This is a genomic window from Rhodococcus jostii NBRC 16295, assembly GCF_001894825.1.
In the GTDB taxonomy this organism is placed as follows: domain Bacteria; phylum Actinomycetota; class Actinomycetes; order Mycobacteriales; family Mycobacteriaceae; genus Rhodococcus_F; species Rhodococcus_F jostii.
On record NZ_BCWY01000020.1, the window covers coordinates 63,859 to 80,699 of the forward strand.

Below are 16,841 nucleotides of genomic sequence, written 5' to 3' on the forward strand. Positions count from 1 at the left end.
CCATGACCGCAGTGCACCCCATCCCGACCGACGCCCGGAACATCGCGGCGATGACGCCCAGCGCGTACGTCACCGCGGACACGCTCCGGGCGGGTGACCCGAAGGAACACGAAATGGTTCACCTGAGCAGCGGAGACGACAAGTTCACCGTCGGCTCCTGGCGCGCGGAGCCGTACAGCGAGTACATCGAGTCCTACCCAGGCGACGAATACACCCGCGTGCTGGAAGGTTCCGTGACGCTGACCGCGGACGACGGCGCCTCGCACACCTTCGGTCCCGGCGAGGCGTTCACCTTGACGAAGGGGTGGCGCGGCGAGTACCGCGTCGACGAGCCCCTGCTCAAACAGTTCGCCATCTATGTTGCCTGAGCCCACCCCACCCACTTCGAGCACGAGGGATGACGATGCCTGATCCGACCACACTCGACGACTGGACCCGGCTCGCTGCGACGATCACGCCGCGCCGGGAACTCTTCATCGACGGCGCGTTCCGTCCCGCCAAGTCGGACGAGACGTTCGACTCGATCAATCCGGCCACCGGAGAACTGCTGGCACGGGTGTCGGCCGCGGACGCCCCGGACGTCGATGCCGCGGTCCGGTCTGCGCGCGAGGCGTTCGACTCGGGTATCTGGTCGCGGAGCCCGGCGTCCCACCGCAAGCGGGTTCTGCTCAGGCTCTCCGAGCTGATCCTCGAACACCGCCACGAGCTCGCGCTGCTCGACTCCCTCGACATGGGCAAGCTCGTGGTGGAGGCGCTGAATGTCGATGTCCCTTCGGCGGCCGAGCTTTTCGCGTTCTACGCGGAGGCCCTCGACAAGGTCGGCGGGGAGATCGCACCCAGCGATCCCGGGAGTCTCGCCCTGGTCACGCGCGAACCGCTCGGCGTCATCGGGGCGGTGGTCCCGTGGAACTTTCCGCTCGACCTTGCGGTGTGGAAGCTGGCACCGGCCCTCGCAGCGGGCAACAGCGTCGTGCTCAAACCCGCCGAGCAGGCTCCGCTGTCGGTGCTGCGGCTGGCCGAACTCGCCTCCGAGGCGGGGCTCCCCGACGGCGTGCTCAGTGTAGTGCCGGGTCTCGGCGCCGAGGCCGGCGCGGCGCTGGGTCTGCACCCCGACGTGGACGTCGTCGCCTTCACCGGTTCGACCGAGACCGGGAAGCGGTTCCTCCGGTACGCGGCGGATTCGAACCTGAAGCAGGTCTGGCTCGAATGCGGAGGGAAGAGCCCCAACCTGGTCTTCGCGGACGCCGACCTCGACGAGGCGGTGGAGAAGGCGGTGTTCGGCGCGTTCTACAACCAGGGCGCGGTGTGCTCGGCCAACTCCCGGCTGCTGGTCGAGGCGTCGGTGGCCGAACAGGTGACCGACGCCCTTATCCGCCGGGCGTCGACGATCCGCCCCGGCAATCCGCTCGACCCGGCGTCCACGCTGGGTGCGATCGTGGACGAGAACCACGCGCGCAGGGTCGCGGGGTTCATCGACCGGGCCCGCGTCGAGGGCCGGGTGTTGCTGGGCGGCAACAGGACCACCGTCGACGGGCGGGGATCCTACGTCGAACCGACGATCTTCGCGGACCTCGCACCGACCGCCGAGGTGGTGACGCAGGAGGTGTTCGGGCCCGTCCTCACCGTCCAGACGTTCACCGACGAAGCCGAGGCGATCCGCATGGGCAACGACAGCATCTACGGTCTCGCCGCCTCGGTGTGGACCGAGAACCTGAACCGGGCCCACCGCGTCTCCGCCGCACTGCGGGCCGGGACCGTGTCGGTCAACACCGTCGACGCCATCAGCGCGCAGACCCCGTTCGGCGGGTTCGGACAGTCCGGGTTCGGCCGCGACCTGTCCCTGCACGCCATGGACAAGTACACCGGGCTGAAGACCACCTGGATCCGGCTGCGGCAGTAGCCCTCACGGCACCGGGTTCAGCTCCCGAACTCGCCGGGCGAATGTACCCTTCGGCGCTGCAGAGGCGCCCGAAGGTACATTCGCCCGAAACGTGGCACCCCACGCGGGCCCGTCGAGCCGTTAAGCTGGCGCCATGTTTGCCCTCGCCCCTTCGGAACCCGATCCTCGATTGCGTTGCGTCACAGCACTTCATGGCCACACCGCCACGATTCCGTCGATCGCCGTACGCCGGCTCGACACGAGGGACTGGGGGTCGGTGCTCCGGATCCACTCGGAGGGCATCGCCGGCGGGCTGGCCACTTTTGACACGGAGACGCCGACGCGGTCCGACCTGGACGCGCGGTGGCTGGACGGGCACCGGTGGGTCGCCGAGGTGGAGGGGAAGGTCGCCGGGTGGGCGGCCCTCTCCCCCGTGTCCTCGCGGCGCTGTTTCCGCGGGGTCGCCGAGAACTCCGTGTACACGGCCAGGGAGTTCCGTGGCGCGGGCGTCGGGACCGCGCTGATGCGCCGGCTGATCGACGAGGCCGACTTCTCGGGCATCTGGACGCTGCAGGCGTCGGTGCTTGCCGTGAACACCGGGTCCATCGCCCTGCACCACGCAGTCGGATACCGGACGGTCGGGGTCCGGGAGCGGCTCGCGCAGATCGACGGCGTCTGGCACGACAGCGTTCTCCTCGAGCGCCGCCGGGACACCTGACACCAGAACGAAGCGGGCATACCGTGGAGGGATGCTCCCCGTCATCGACCTCGCCGAACTGGACACACCGGCCGGGCGGGAACGGCTGCGGGAGATCACCCACCACGTGGGCTTCTTCTACCTCGACGGGCACGGCGTCCACCGGGTGCTGCTCGACCGGGTGTTCACCGTCGCGAGGGAGTTCTTCGCCCTGCCCGAGGCCTCCAAGCAGTCGATCGCCATGCTGAACAGCCCCCATTTCCGCGGGTACAACCGGGTGGGCGGCGAACTCACCAACGGCGAGACCGACTGGCGGGAACAGATCGACATCGGTCCCGAACGGCAGCCGATCCCCGGCGCCGCCGACCACCTGCGGCTGCAGGGTCCCAATCAATGGCCCGCGGACCTCCCCGACCTCGAGAAGACGATCGAAGCCCTGGACGCCGCACTCGCCGACGTCGGGATGCGACTGCTTCGGAACTGGGCCGCCTCGCTCGACGCCGACCCGGCGATCTTCGACGACGCGTTCGCGCACGCCCCCGCCACGCTCATCAAGGTCGTCCGCTACCCGGAGCGGCCGAGCGCCGACCACACCGGAGAGCAGGGCGTCGGCGCCCACAAGGACTCGGGTGTGCTGACGATGCTGCTCCTCGAACCGGGGTCGTCGGGACTGCAGGTGGAAACCGAGGACGGCGACTGGATCGACGCCCCCGCCCGGGCCGGATCGTTCGTGGTGAACATCGGCGAACTGCTCGAGGTCGCCACCGGCGGATACCTGCGCGCCACCCGGCACCGGGTGCTCACCCCCGCCGGCGCGCCCGAGCGACTGTCGGTGCCGTACTTCCTCAATCCCGCACTCGACGCCACCGTTCCGACGATCGAGTTGCCCCCACACCTGGCCGCACGCGCCCGCGGCATCGAACTGGATCCGGCGAATCCGCTCTACCGCACCTACGGCGAGAACGCGTGGAAGAGCCGCACCCGCGCCCACCCCGACGTCTACCAGCGCTGGTATCCGGACGAGGCGAGACCGCAGTAATCAGGCCTCCACCGCCGGGAGTATTGTTCCCGCAGTGTTGTTCCTGACCTCTCGACGCTACGTCGACCTCCGCCTCCAGGCGAGCGCCATCTGTCCGCGCTCGCGCTGACGCACCTCTCCACTCAGGACTCTCTCTCGCCGTATCCGCCCCACCGGGCGAAGTCTCACGGCCCCATGCGAAAGGCACACCCATGCCCAGTTCCGCTCTGCCCACGCGCGCCGAGAACACCTCTCGACGCCGTCTCCCCCAGTGGGCCACCGCGTTCGGCCCCCAGATCGTCACCGGACTCGTCGTCGGCGTCATCCTCGGACTCGTCGCCCGGGCCATGCCCGTCGCCGCCGACGGCAACGAGAACTGGCTCGTCGGGACCGTCCACACCATCGGCTCGAGTTACGTGAAACTGCTGACCGTCGCGGTGATCCCGCTGGTGTTCACGGCCATCGTCAGCTCGATCGCCAACCTGCGTGAGGTGGCCAACGCCGCACGCCTCGCCGTCCAGACGCTGCTGTGGTTCGCGATCACCGCGTTCATCGCCGTCGTGATCGGGATCGTCATCGGACTCGTCACGCAACCGGGATCACACACCACCGTCACCGGCGCGGGCAAGGAACCGACCACCACCGGGTCGTGGTGGGCGTTCGTCACCGGCCTGGTGCCCAGCAACTTCCTCGGCCTGAACGCGAAGACCACCCTCACCGAGGGCGCGGCCAGCACGTCGCTCAGTTTCAACGTGCTGCAGCTGCTCGTCGTCGCGGCCGCGATCGGCATCGCCGCCCTGAAGGTCGGGGCCAAGGCCGAACCGTTCCTGCAGTTCAACGCGTCGCTGCTGGCGATCGTGCAGAAGGTGCTGTGGTGGATCATCCGCCTCGCCCCGATCGGGACCGCCGCGCTGATCGCCAACGCCGTCGCCACCTACGGCTGGGACGCCATCGGCTCGCTCGGCTGGTTCACCGCCGCCGTCTACATCGGCCTGGCCATCGTGTTCCTCGTCGTGTACCCCGTCCTGATCCGCGCGCACGGACTGTCGGTGCGCGCCTTCTACTCCGGGGTGTGGCCGGCCACACAGCTCGGTTTCGTCTCCCGTTCGTCGATCGGCACCCTGCCCCTCACCGAGCGGGTCACCGAACGCAACCTCGGTGTCCCCCGCGAGTACGCGTCGTTCGCGGTGCCGCTCGGGTCGACCACGAAGATGGACGGCTGCGCCGCCGTCTACCCCGCGATCGCCGCGATCTTCGTCGCCGAGTTCTACGGTGTGCCTTTGTCGTTCACCGACTACCTGCTGATCATCGTCGTGTCGGTCATCGGGTCCGCGGCCACCGCGGGCACCACCGGCGCCACGGTCATGCTGACGCTCACGCTGTCGACCCTCGGCCTCCCCCTCGCCGGTGTCGGCCTGCTGCTCGCGGTCGAACCGATCGTCGACATGGGCCGCACCGCAGTGAACGTCACCGGCCAGGCGCTCGTCCCCACCATCGTCGCGAAGCGGGAAGGCATCCTCGACGAGTCCCGCTACAACGCCGAACGGACCGGCGACCCCTTCGTCGACGACGACGAGACCGTCGCCGCGGCGTAGCGAATGCGAGACGACAGCCTTCCGCACGTGGAAGGCTGTCGTCATGCCGGACCTCGACGCGATCAAACATCGGATCGTCACACAATTCCAGCGGCACGTCGCCAACCCGATCACCACCCGGTTGTCGAGCCAGACCCTCCTCGAGACCACCGGACGCGTCAGCGGGCAGCCCCGCCTCACCCCCATCGGGGGCCGGCGATCGGGCACCGAGTTCTGGCTGGTGTCCGAGTTCGGTGACCACTCCCACTACATCCGCAACATCCGTGCGAACAATGCCGTTCGTCTGCGGATCCACGGCAGATGGCATGCGGGCACGGCGACACTGCTACCCGACGACGACACCCACGCCCGGCTGGCGCAGCTCCCGCGGATGAACAGCGCCGCCGTCCGGGCCGTCGGCACCGATCTCCTGACCGTCCGCATCGATCTCACCGACTGAGACCCACCTGCAGACGCCCACGGAATAGTCATCCGCAGCCGCAACAGCGCCGGCGTCCGACCAATGTCCGAGCATCTGCATACCCGGCCCAGCCGCCTGGCCAGGTGTGATGTTCGCGACTACGCGTTCGGCCTGCACGCTCGGCGCGGATTTGGTACCGCTCGTCGGCTGCGGATCGAGCTACTTGCTCTAGAGACTTAGCCTCGGCTAATCTGCGATTTCGCGCGGACATGCCACGTTCCGCACTTCAGACAACGACGTCTGCCTCACCGGCGTATCGGTTCGGGGCCGGTTCTCCGCCGTGATCCTCTCGCCGACGCCACCCGTGCGCCCAGCACGGACCCCTATTCGGCGAGTATCGCGAGGAGACAGTCGGTTGAACACGAGTGCCACCGAGTCCGGCCTGTACGACAGGACGCTCGACAAGAGCAGCTGCGGCGTGGGCTTCATCACCCGCAAGGACGGCATTCAGACCCATGACGTCCTCCTCCGGGGCCATGAGGCCCTGTGTGCGGTTCCTCACCGCGGCGGCATGTCGGCCGAGGGTGTCGGCGACGGCGCCGGTGTCTGCGTCGACCTGTCGGTGCCGTTCTTCCGCACTCTGACGGGGCAGGACGGTCTCGAGGCCGGCCGCTTCGGTGTCGGCAACTTCTTCCTCCCCACCGACGTGGCGTTCCACGGTGACGCCGAGGCCGTCATCGAGCGGGCCCTCGCCGAGCAGGGGTTCGAGGTGCTGCTCGAACGTGACGTGCCCGTCGACGCGGCCGTGCTCCGGCCCGCCGCGATCCGGCACCAGCTGCCGATCCGGCAGTGGGTGTTCACCGCGCCCGCCGCGTGCGCCGACGCGGCCGAGTTCGACCGTCGCATCCACGACGCCCTGCTCGCGATCGAGGCCGTCGCGTACACCCAGCCGGACCTGGCCGGGCTGTACCCGCTGTCGCTGAGCGCCCGCACCCAGGTGCTCAAGGGCCGCCTCAACTCGAACGAGGTGATGCCCTACTTCCGGGACCTCGTCGACCCGGCCCACGCCATCCACACCCTGTACTTCCACACCCGGTTCTCGACCAACACCGACCCGCATCCGACGATGGCGCAGCCGTTCCGTCTGATGGCGCACAACGGTGAGCTCAACACCGACAAGAAGAACCGCCTCTCCGAGACGGCGCTGGCCCGTGCCCGCAACCGGGAGATCGTCCGCCCGCACGGCCAGTCGGACAGTTGTCGCCTCGACCAGACGCTGCAGAGCCGCGTCGTGGAGGACGGTCTCGACCTCGTGACCGCGGTGGTGTCGATGATGCCGCCGGCGTGGGAGAACGATTCGACCCTGTCGCCCGAGGTGCGGGCGATGCTCGAGTACTTCTCGCTGTACGAGGAGAAAAACGACGGTCCGGCGGCGCTGATCTTCGGCGACGGCACCGTCGTCGGCGCCCGCCTCGACCGGCTCGGTCTGCGCCCGCTGCGCTCGGTGGAGACCGACGAGTACCTGTGCGTGACGTCCGAGGCCGGTCAGATCGACTTCGATCCCGCCACCGTCCTGCACCGCGGCCGTATCGAGGCCGGCGGGATGCTGTACTTCGACCACCGTGAGGGCCGCTCGTACTCCACCGACGAGGCGCTCGAACTGCTCGCCTCCCGGGACGACTACCCGACGCTCGTCGCGGAGGCGCGCCGGACCATCGAGGCGCTGCCCGAGGTCGAGGCCGAGCCGGGACCGCTGCGGTACAACGGCGACCTCGAGCGCACGCAGCGCTACGTCGCGTACTCGCACAACCAGGAGAGCTTCAAGTTCATGATGGACCCGATGCTCGCGTCGGGTCAGGAGAAGATCTCCGCGATGGGCTACGGCAACGCCATCAATGCCCTCTCCGATCAGGAGGGTGGTGTGGCGAAGTACTTCTCGCAGCGTTTCGCGCAGGTCACGAACCCTTCGCTCGACAGCATCCGTGAGGCCGACGGCATGACGCTGCGCGTCGCGCTGGGCGCCAAGCCGAACAGTGGTGCGCTGTCGGCGCCGCAGATCGTGGTGCCCTCGCCGATCCTCACCCACATGGACATGCTGCGGATCCGCAAGCAGTCCGAGACGCCGGTGCAGCGAATCCCGATGCTGTACACCCCCGTGCACGGTGACACCGCCGCCAACGCGGCCGCGCTCGAGGCCGCCGTCGACGGGCTGTGCGACGAGGTGGAGGCGTTCGCCCGCGAGCAGGGTGGCATCGCGATCCTCACCGACCGTCACGTGGCCACCGACCGCGCGGCGCTGCCGATGATCGTGGCGATCTCCGCCGTCAACCAGCGGCTGATCGAGGAGGGCCTGCGCCTGCGGGTGTCCGTCGTCGCGGAGAGCGGTCAGATCTCGTCCTCGCATCACGTGGCCGCCGCCCTCGGATTCGGCGCCGCCGCGATCTACCCGCTCGCCGTCCGTCTGCGCGCCGAGGAGAAGTTCGCCGACGAGGCGGACGTGGCGTTCAAGCGGTTCGCGAAGGCCGCCGAGAAGTCGCTGATGAAGACGATGGGCCGGGTCGGGTTGTGCACCGCCGAGAGCTACATCGGCGGCGAGTTCTTCGAACCCAACTACCTCGATACCGACGATCGGGTTCTGCGCCGCTACTTCGCGAACGTGAAGACGCCGGTCGGTGGTGTCGGGTTCGCCGTCATCGCGCAGGCCGTCGCCGACTGGCACCAGCGTGCCCTGACGGTGACGGGTGAGAAGGACGTCCCGCTGCTCGGCCTGTTCAAGGAGCGGGCGGAAGGCGCCGGTCACTCGTACGGCACGGCGGCCGTGCGCGGCTTCGTCGACCTCACCGAGGAGCCCATCGCGTTCGACACTGCGGGCACGCAGGACCACACGGAGTCGCTGCGACTGCTGCCGCTGAACCGGCTCGAGGACGCGTTCGGCCTCGACGACGACGCGTACCGCAACGCCGGTTTCCAGAAGCTGACGCACGACGCGATCGACCGTTTCGAGATCACCCCCGGCTACCGCGCGTTCGCGCGGACCATGGCCGACGAGCGCACCCGTCGTCCCGCCGCGCTGCGCGACGTCCTGGACCTGCCGGCCGACGTCACGTTCCTCACCACGGCTGCGGAGTTCCGCAAGCAGATGGGCCGCTTCTCCCGCAAGGGCAACAACAGCTTCGCGGTCCGCGGACTCGCGTCCGAGGCGGTCGGCGACGACGAGTTCCGGCTCCGGCTCACCGGACCCCACGCGGGCGAGGCCGAGGTGCTGTCGGCGCTCGGCGAGTCGCTGGTGATGCGGTTCGGCGACGACCTCCGCGAGTACCGGGTCGACAGCGACGCCCTCGTCGTGCGGACGTCCGGCGAGGCGCTGCGGTGCCTGTCGCTGCTGCGCACCGCTCCGGCGAGCCTGCCGATCGAGCAGGTGCAGAAGGCCAGCGAGATCACGCCGTTCCTCACGTCCGGCGCCATGAGCCACGGCGCGTTGAATTCCAACGCCCACGAGGCGGTCGCGCACGGCACCAATATGGTCGGCGGCATGTCGAACAGTGGCGAGGGCGGCGAGCACATCTCCCGCTACGGCACCATCCGCGGTTCGCGGATCAAGCAGTTCGCGTCGGGCCGCTTCGGTGTGTGGGCCGGCTACCTGGCCGACCCGATGCTCGAGGAACTCGAGATCAAGATCGCGCAGGGCGCCAAGCCCGGTGAGGGCGGGCAGCTGCCCGCACCCAAGGTGACGGTCGAGATCGCGGCCGCGCGCGGCGGCACCCCCGGCGTCGAACTGGTCTCTCCCCCACCGCATCACGACACGTACTCCATCGAGGACCTCGCGCAGCTGATCCACGACTGCAAGGCGGCGCGGGTCCGCGTCATCGTGAAGCTCGTGTCCTCGGAGGGCATCGGCACCATCGCGGTGGGTGTCGCGAAGGCCGGCGCCGACGTCATCAACGTGGCGGGCAACACCGGCGGCACCGGTGCCGCCGCCGTGACGAGCCTCAAGTACGCCGGACGTTCGGCGGAGATCGGCGTCGCCGAGGTCCACCAGGCGTTGTGCGCCAACGGGTTGCGGCAGAAGGTGCTGCTCCGGTGTTCCGGCGCGCATCAGACGGCGAGCGACGTGGTGAAGTCGGCGCTGCTCGGCGCCGACAGCTTCGAGTTCGGCACCACCGCCCTGATGATGCTCAAGTGCGTCATGGCCAAGAACTGCAACGTCAAGTGCCCGGCCGGTCTGACCACCAATCCCGAACTGTTCGACGGTGATCCGCGGGCGATGGCGCAGTACCTGCTGAACATCGCGCACGAGACCCGGGAGGTGCTGGCCGAGCTGGGGATGTCCTCGCTGCGCGAGGCGCGGGGCCGTTCGGATCTGCTGCAGCTTCTCGACCACCCGTCCAGCGTCGGCCAGCTCGACCTGCGGGCGATGCTCGCGGTGGTCGAGGAGGTCGTGATCGGCGATCCGGTGTACCTGGAGAAGGACTACACGCTCGACGACGGCTGGCTCGTGCAACTGCGCGCCGCGCTGGTCGAGCAGGGCGCAGCGACGGTCGAGCTCGGCGACGGCGTGCACCTGAGCAACCGCAACAAGAGCGTCGGAGCCCAGCTGGCAGTCGACATCGAGCGGATGCTGAACCACGAGCTCACCGATGTCGAGCTGCCCGCCGTGCTCCGCGACGAGCGTGGCCGCGGCTACCTGCGCGACGGCAGCGTCCGGATCTCCACGTCCGGGTCCGCGGGTCTGTCGTACGGCGCGTTCTGCAACGACGGCATGGCCCTCGACCACACCGGTACCGCAAACGACGGTGTCGGCAAGGGCGCCAACGGCGGCAGCATCGTCGTGCGCTCGCCCGGTGGCGGCTCCGACCTTCACGGTGGAAACGTGCTGATCGGCAACTTCGCGCTGTTCGGCGCCACCGGCGGACGCATGTTCGTCGAGGGTCAGGCGGGTGACCGGTTCGCCGTCCGCAATTCGGGTGCCACCGCGGTGGTCGAGGGTGTCGGCGACTTCGCGTGCGAGTACATGACCAACGGCGCCGTGCTGAACCTCGGCGGCTTCGGCAAGGGTGTCGGCAACGGCATGAGCGGTGGCTTCGTCTACCAGTACGACCCCGAGGGCACGTTGCCCGGCAAGGCCAGCGCGGACTCGATCCTGCTCGGTTCGATCACTGGCGACGACGAGCACGCGGCGCTGCACCGTCAGGCCGTGCACGTGCTGCTCGGGTGGCACCTCGAGGCCACCGGCTCCGCCAAGGCGGCGTGGTTGCTCGAGAACTGGGAGACCGAACAGCACCACTTCGTGTACGGCATGCCGCGCGCGCTGCTGCAGTACCAGGACAGCGACGAGATCCTGAAGGCCAAGCCCCGCAAGGATCTGGCCGACGAACTCGCTGCCGCGCTGGTCGCGCACCAGGTGCGGAAGTTCAAGCTGGACTACCGGGACGGTCGCGCGGTCCAGGGTGGCTCCGTGCCCGGCTACGGCGAGACCGACACCGAGGCCATGTTCGCGCTGCTGAACAACTACACCGTGCTGAACGCGGCGCAGGAGATGGCGCTGTCGAAGCTTCCGGGAGTCACGGATCCGTCCGACCCGGCCGTCGACAAGGCCGTCCGCAACCTGCTGCTCACCGAGGACTTCTTCCTCGTGCAGCGGCTGCAGCGGTACGCGCGGGAGGCGCTGAAGGACTACAGCGACGAGGACCTGGCCGTGATGGTGGCGGCCAAGCGTCTCGCCGACTACAAGGATGCGCTGCGCCGCCGCAACGTCCGGTCCATCGACGCCCCCGGCACGTACGGCTGGATCCTGCACCAGGACGCGAAGAACGTCGACAAGATCGGCCGGCTGCCCGGCTTCGAGGAGCTGTTCGCTCAGCACGCCTTGCCCGACCTGATCCCCACGAAAGACATCTCCACGAAAGACGTTGTGCCGTCATGAAGATGCCCTACATCCCCCAGGACGCCCCGTTCAGTGAGGACCAGCGCGTCTGGCTCACCGGCTTTCTCGCCGGGATGAGCTCACGCCTCGTCGCGGGCGGATCCGACGCACCCGCCGCGGCGGCCGGTGGGCAGTTGCCCGCCATGCACGTGCTGTACGGCAGCCAGACCGGGAACGCCGAGGGCGTCGCGGAAGACGCTGCGGCCGCGGCACGTTCGCAGGGCTTCGCGCCCGTCGTGAGCGCCCTCGACGACGTCGACACCGATGCGCTCGCCGCCATGCAGCGCGTCCTTGTCGTCACCTCCACCTACGGTGAGGGCGAGATGCCCGACAACGCGGAACTGTTCTGGCAGGCGTTGGCGGCGGAGACGGCGCCGCGGCTCGAGGCCACCGACTTCGCGGTGCTCGCCCTCGGCGACACCGGGTACGACGGGTACTGCCAGGCCGGCAAGATGATCGACACCAGGCTCGAGCAGCTCGGTGCCCACCGGGTCACCCCGCGCGTCGACTGCGACGTCGACTACGAGGACACGGCCGCCGCGTGGGTGGCCGACACCCTCCCCCTGTTCGCGGCCGTCGAGGGCATTCGTGGCGAGTCCGCGGTCGCCGACGTCGCCGTGCCCGAGACGGCACCGGCCCGCAAGCGGTCGCAGTGGAACCGCAAGAACCCCTACGCGTCCACGCTCTCCGTGAACCGCCGGCTGTCGAGCGAGGACTCGGCGAAGGAGATCCGGCACTACGAGTTCGCGCTCGCCGACAGCGGTCTCGAGTACGAGGCCGGTGACGCGCTCGGGGTGATGCCGATCAACGACCCCGTCCTCGTCGACGCCCTCGTGGCCCGGCTGGGCATTCCGGCGGATGCCGCCGTCACCGGCAAGGAGCGGCCGTTCAGCGACCTGCTGCTGCACGCGTACGAGATCTCCACGCCCAGCCACGAATTCATCGACGAGATCGAGAAGCGGGCGGGCGACGAAGAACTGAGCCATGTGCTGCGGCACGGCGACAAGGAAGCCCTCGACGCCTGGCTGTGGGGCAAGGACGTGCTCGACCTGCTGCTCCTCGAGCCGTCGGTGACCCTGACCGCCGACGACTTCGTCGGACTGCTGAAGCCGTTGCAGCACAGGGCATATTCCATCTCGTCCAGCCCGCTGGCCAACCCGGGCAGCGTGCACTTGACCGTCGCCAGCGTCCGCCACAGCTCCGCGGGGCGCGACCGCGGTGGCGTGTGCTCCACGTTCCTCGCCGACCGGATCGCCGAGGGCGACAACGGCGGGATCTTCGTGTCCAAGAACAAGTCGTTCCGCGTCCCCGCGGACGACGGCGCACCGATGATCATGGTCGGCCCCGGCACCGGCATCGCCCCGTTCCGCGCGTTCCTGCAGGAGCGGCAGGCGCGCGGCGCGTCGGGACGCAACTGGTTGTTCTTCGGCGACCAGCACCGCGCATCGGACTACATCTACGAGGAGGAGATCGGCGCGATGACCGACAGCGGTCTCCTCACCCGCCTCGACCTCGCGTTCTCCCGCGACCAGGCGGAGAAGATCTACGTGCAGAACCGGATGGTCGAGAACGGCGCGGAGTTGTTCGCCTGGCTCGAGGACGGCGGCCACTTCTACGTCTGCGGCGACGCCACCCGCATGGCGAAGGACGTCGACCGGGCCCTGCACGAGGTCGTCGCCACCCATGGCATCCTCTCCACCGAGCAGGCCGCCGAGTACGTGACCAAGCTCAAGAAGGACAAGCGCTACCTGCGCGACGTGTACTGACCACGTCGGCAGCAACTCACGAGGAGCAAGAACAATGGCAGTGGTGATTCTGTACGGCAGCGAGGGTGGAACCTCCGAACTGGTGGCCGACAACATCGCCGACGTGCTCGGCGACTACGGCGACACGTCCCTGTACGACATGATGGAGTTCGACGCGGGCGATCTCGACCCCGACAACTTCCACGTCATCGTGTGCTCCACCTACGGTGAGGGCGAGTTGCCCACCGGCGCGGAACCCTTCTTCGAGGGCCTCGAGGAGGACGAACCCGACCTCACCGGCATGCAGTTCGCGCTGTTCGGCCTCGGCGACAAGGTCTACGAGGAGACGTACAACCGCGGCGGCGAGATCATCGCAGAGAAGCTCGTCTCCCTCGGCGCGGCCCAGGTCGGCGAGCACGGCCGGCACGACGGCTCCAGCTCCATCCGTCCCAAGGACCAGGCCGAGGAGTGGGCCAAGAACATCGGCGAGGAATTCCTCGGATAGCACCTCACACCGGGAGTCGCGACTGCACGCTCCGCACCCAGTCGCGGCTCCCGGCGAGGTAGCGGTCCCGCGCCGACGCGAACAGGTGGACGCTGTCGGAGCCCGGCCAGTTCGCGGGCAGCATTCCGGCAGGTAGTCCCGGGTCGATGTACGGGATGATCCGCCATTCGTCGAGCAGCGGCACGAAGCGGACGAATGCGTCGCGCGGCGACACCTCTTCTGCCTCGGACAGTGCGAACCGGTGGTGGTCGAGGAATTCCCGGTGCCGCGCGGCGATGTCGTCGAGATCCCACCACCGTCCCGCGGCGTCCGTCATCGAATCGGGCACGAACACCGACGTGGACACGAAGGTCGTCACGTAGTCGGACAGGCCCAGCGCGTCGACGATGTCCCCCACCTCACCGGCGAGGTATTCGGGGGCGATCCACAGTCCCGGCGACACCGTTCCGCAGCCGATCCACCCGAGCCGCCTGCGCAGCTGGTGCCGCGCGGCGCGTTGCGATTCGGGGATGGTGAACGAGATCAGCCGCCACGGGTCGGTGTCCGTCATCTGCCGGAAGCCGAAGATCCGCGGATCGCCGCGAGTGAACATCGCCTCGGCTTGTTCGGTCACCTCGTACCCGGTACGCCCGTCGCGGGCACGTGGCCGCAGCACCCCCTTCTTCTTCAGGCGGGCCACCGCGATGCGCGTCGATTCGGAGGGGATGCCGACGGCCTGCATCAGTTCCACGAAGTCGGCGATCGCCACCCACCCGCCGAGGTCGCGCACGTACGCGCCGAGGACCGTGCGGATCAGCGACGTCACGCTGCCGGGCCGCGAATCGAAGTCGTCGAGGATCGCGCTCGCCGGTTCAGTCGGTGAGTTCATCACGGATCGCGAGTATCCCGGCACACACCTCACGGAAGCTCGTGCTCAGCGGGCTCAGGCCGAGACGTAGGCCCTGCGGGGCCCGGAAGTCGGGGATGACGCCCTTCTGCCACAGTCGCTCGACGACGGTCTCGAATTGCGGGTGATCGATGATGACGTGACCGCCGCGTTCGGCGGCATTTTCCGGCGATCCGATCTCCACACCCAGCGGAACGAGCACGTCGCGGACGAGGTCGAGCGCGTATTCGGTGAGCGCGATCGACTTGGCCCGCACCGCCTCCATGCCGACCTCGTCGAGAAGGGCGAGGGTGTCCTGCAGTGCGAGCATGCCGAGGATCGACGGCGTTCCGCTGATCACGCGGCGGATGCCGGGAGCCGGTTCGTATCCTTGCGCCATGGCGAACGGGTTGTCGCGCCCCATCCAGCCCCAGATCGGCTGCACGAAGTCCTGCTGGTGCTCGGCACGGACATAGGCGAACGCCGGTGAGCCCGGGCCGCCGTTCAGATACTTGTACGTGCACCCGACCGCCAGATCGACACCCCACGCGTCGAGTTCGAGGGGAACCGACCCCACGGAGTGGCACAGGTCGAGCAGCAGGAGCGCACCCGCGTTGTGGGTCACGCGAGCGGCAGCCGCCGCGTCCACCAGGTACCCCGAGCGGTAGGCGACGTGACTGAGGACGACGAGCGCGGTGCGGTCGGACACGACGGCGTTCAGGTCGCCAGTGCCGACGCCGCCCCGCCGATCCGATTCGATCCATCGAAGGATGAGTCCGAGTTCGCCGGCGATCGACTCCAGCACGTACCGGTCCGTCGGAAAGTTGTCGCGGTCCACGACGATCTCCGAACGGCCCGGCCGCAGGGCCAGCGCACCTCGGGCGAGTTTGTACAGCAGCACGGTGGTCGAGTCACCGATGGTGGTCTGCCCGGCGGCCGCACCGAGCGTCGCCCGCGCGAGGGTGTCGCCGATCGTGATCGGCAGGTCGTACCACTCCTCGTCCCACCCGCGGATGAGCCGGCCGCCCCACGACCGGGTGACGAACGAGTTGATCCGCTCGGCGCTCGCCTGGGTGGGCCGACCTAGCGAGTTGCCGTCGAGGTAGGCCACGACCCCGGGGTCGTCGGCGCCGACGAACAGATCGCGGTACGCGCGCAGCGGATCCGCGGCGTCGAGTTGTTCGGCCCGCGTCGTCAGTGCGCCGGTGGAGGTGGTCATCATCGTCCGATCTCGGTGCGGACGGCGAGAAGTTCCGGGAAGAACGTCAGGTCCAGCGCCTTCTGCAGAAATCCGACACCGCTGGATCCGCCCGTCCCGGGCTTCATGCCGATGGTCCGCAGCACCGTGCGCATATGGCGGAAGCGCCACAGCTGAAAGTTCTCCTCGAGGTCGACGAACTCCTCGAACGCCTCGTAGACGGCCCAGTGCTCCTCGGAATTCTCGTACACGAACTTGATCAGCGGCATCAGGTCGTCGTTCAGGGTGTAGGCGGCGGTCACGTCGCGGTTCAGCGCGGACTCCGGCACGTCGTATCCGAGCCGGGACAGGCACTGCCAGAAGGCGTCGTACAGACTCGGCTCGCGGAGCAGCCGCTCGAGCAGTTCGTGGGCGGCGGGATCCGCCTCGAACACCGTCAGCATTCCGGCGTTCTTGTTGCCGAGAACGAACTCGACGGCCCGGTACTGATAGGACTGGAACCCGGACGAATTGCCGAGAAACTGACGGAACTCGGAATACTCGGTGGGCGTCAGCGTGGCCAGGACCGACCACTGCTCGGTGAGCGTCTTCTGGATGTGCTTGACGCGCGCCACGCACTTGAGCGCCCTGCCGATGTCGTCGGCGTCGAAAGCGGCTCGGGCGGCGAGGGTTTCGTGCAGGACGAGCTTCAGCCAGAGTTCGGTGGTCTGGTGCTGGATGATGAACAGCAGTTCGTCGTGATGCTCCGGCCGGCTCACCGGTTTCTGCGCGCTCAGCAAGGTGTCGAGGTCGAGGTACGAGCCGTAGCTCATCCGCTCGCTGAAATCGGTGACGATGTCTTTCTCGATGGCTCTGGTGTTGGCCTGCACGCCCATGACCGTCCTCACTGCTGGTGTTCGAGTACCGGGCTCCCAACCCCCATATTACATAATCGTGGCGACCGCTACAGATGTCGAATACGCGCTTCGCGGCCTGGTCTCGCCGTCAGCACCCACACCACACCGGTATCCATCAGT

General features: G+C 68.5%; 12 protein-coding genes. 9 read left to right on the forward strand and 3 right to left on the reverse strand.

Annotated elements, in window-relative coordinates; all coding sequences use genetic code 11:
* Window positions 1–2: 2 nt before the first annotated feature.
* The 9 genes from RJ1_RS15515 (at window position 3) to RJ1_RS15555 (ending at window position 13,762) form a co-directional block, all read left to right on the forward strand.
* Window positions 3–368 (forward strand): cupin domain-containing protein, encoded by a 366-nt coding sequence (locus RJ1_RS15515; protein WP_073361246.1) that lies wholly within the window; start codon window positions 3–5, stop codon window positions 366–368.
* Window positions 369–403: 35 nt separating this feature from the next.
* Window positions 404–1,900, forward strand: a complete 1,497-nt coding sequence (locus RJ1_RS15520; protein WP_174694992.1) for an aldehyde dehydrogenase — start codon at window positions 404–406, stop codon at window positions 1,898–1,900.
* 133 nt (window positions 1,901–2,033) lie between these two features.
* On the forward strand, window positions 2,034–2,597 hold the full coding sequence (locus RJ1_RS15525; protein WP_083400475.1) for a GNAT family N-acetyltransferase: 564 nt from the start codon (window positions 2,034–2,036) through the stop codon (window positions 2,595–2,597).
* A gap of 31 nt (window positions 2,598–2,628) precedes the next feature.
* Window positions 2,629–3,615 carry an isopenicillin N synthase family dioxygenase gene (locus RJ1_RS15530; protein WP_073361250.1) on the forward strand — a complete coding sequence of 329 codons (987 nt, stop codon included), beginning with the start codon at window positions 2,629–2,631 and terminating at the stop codon, window positions 3,613–3,615.
* Between the two features lie 191 nt (window positions 3,616–3,806).
* Window positions 3,807–5,189, forward strand: a complete 1,383-nt coding sequence (locus tag RJ1_RS15535) for a dicarboxylate/amino acid:cation symporter (protein ID WP_073361252.1) — start codon at window positions 3,807–3,809, stop codon at window positions 5,187–5,189.
* Between the two features lie 43 nt (window positions 5,190–5,232).
* Window positions 5,233–5,628, forward strand: coding sequence for a nitroreductase/quinone reductase family protein (locus RJ1_RS15540; protein WP_073361254.1), 396 nt, complete (start codon window positions 5,233–5,235; stop codon window positions 5,626–5,628).
* A 376-nt stretch (window positions 5,629–6,004) separates the two neighbouring features.
* Complete coding sequence (locus RJ1_RS15545) at window positions 6,005–11,512, forward strand: glutamate synthase-related protein (RefSeq protein WP_073361256.1); 5,508 nt, start codon at window positions 6,005–6,007, stop codon at window positions 11,510–11,512.
* Window positions 11,509–13,278: a sulfite reductase subunit alpha gene (locus RJ1_RS15550; protein WP_073361258.1), complete on the forward strand. Its 1,770-nt coding sequence runs from the start codon at window positions 11,509–11,511 to the stop codon at window positions 13,276–13,278. Before RJ1_RS15545 ends, RJ1_RS15550 begins: the two co-directional genes overlap by 4 nt.
* Window positions 13,279–13,312: 34 nt before the next feature.
* Window positions 13,313–13,762 (forward strand): flavodoxin domain-containing protein, encoded by a 450-nt coding sequence (locus tag RJ1_RS15555; RefSeq protein ID WP_073361260.1) that lies wholly within the window; start codon window positions 13,313–13,315, stop codon window positions 13,760–13,762.
* Window positions 13,763–13,766: 4 nt separating this feature from the next.
* On the opposite strand, the gene RJ1_RS15560 is transcribed toward RJ1_RS15555, so the two are convergent.
* From RJ1_RS15560 to RJ1_RS15570, 3 genes are read right to left on the reverse strand one after another with little or no spacing between them, the layout of a single operon-like run.
* Window positions 13,767–14,630, reverse strand: coding sequence for a PaaX family transcriptional regulator (locus RJ1_RS15560; RefSeq protein WP_073361262.1), 864 nt, complete (start codon window positions 14,628–14,630; stop codon window positions 13,767–13,769).
* Window positions 14,614–15,849: a kynureninase gene (locus RJ1_RS15565; protein ID WP_073361264.1), complete on the reverse strand. Its 1,236-nt coding sequence runs from the start codon at window positions 15,847–15,849 to the stop codon at window positions 14,614–14,616. The genes RJ1_RS15560 and RJ1_RS15565 overlap by 17 nt, the downstream gene beginning before the upstream one ends.
* Complete coding sequence (locus tag RJ1_RS15570; RefSeq protein WP_073361266.1) at window positions 15,846–16,700, reverse strand: tryptophan 2,3-dioxygenase; 855 nt, start codon at window positions 16,698–16,700, stop codon at window positions 15,846–15,848. The genes RJ1_RS15565 and RJ1_RS15570 overlap by 4 nt, the downstream gene beginning before the upstream one ends.
* Window positions 16,701–16,841: the final 141 nt, after the last annotated feature.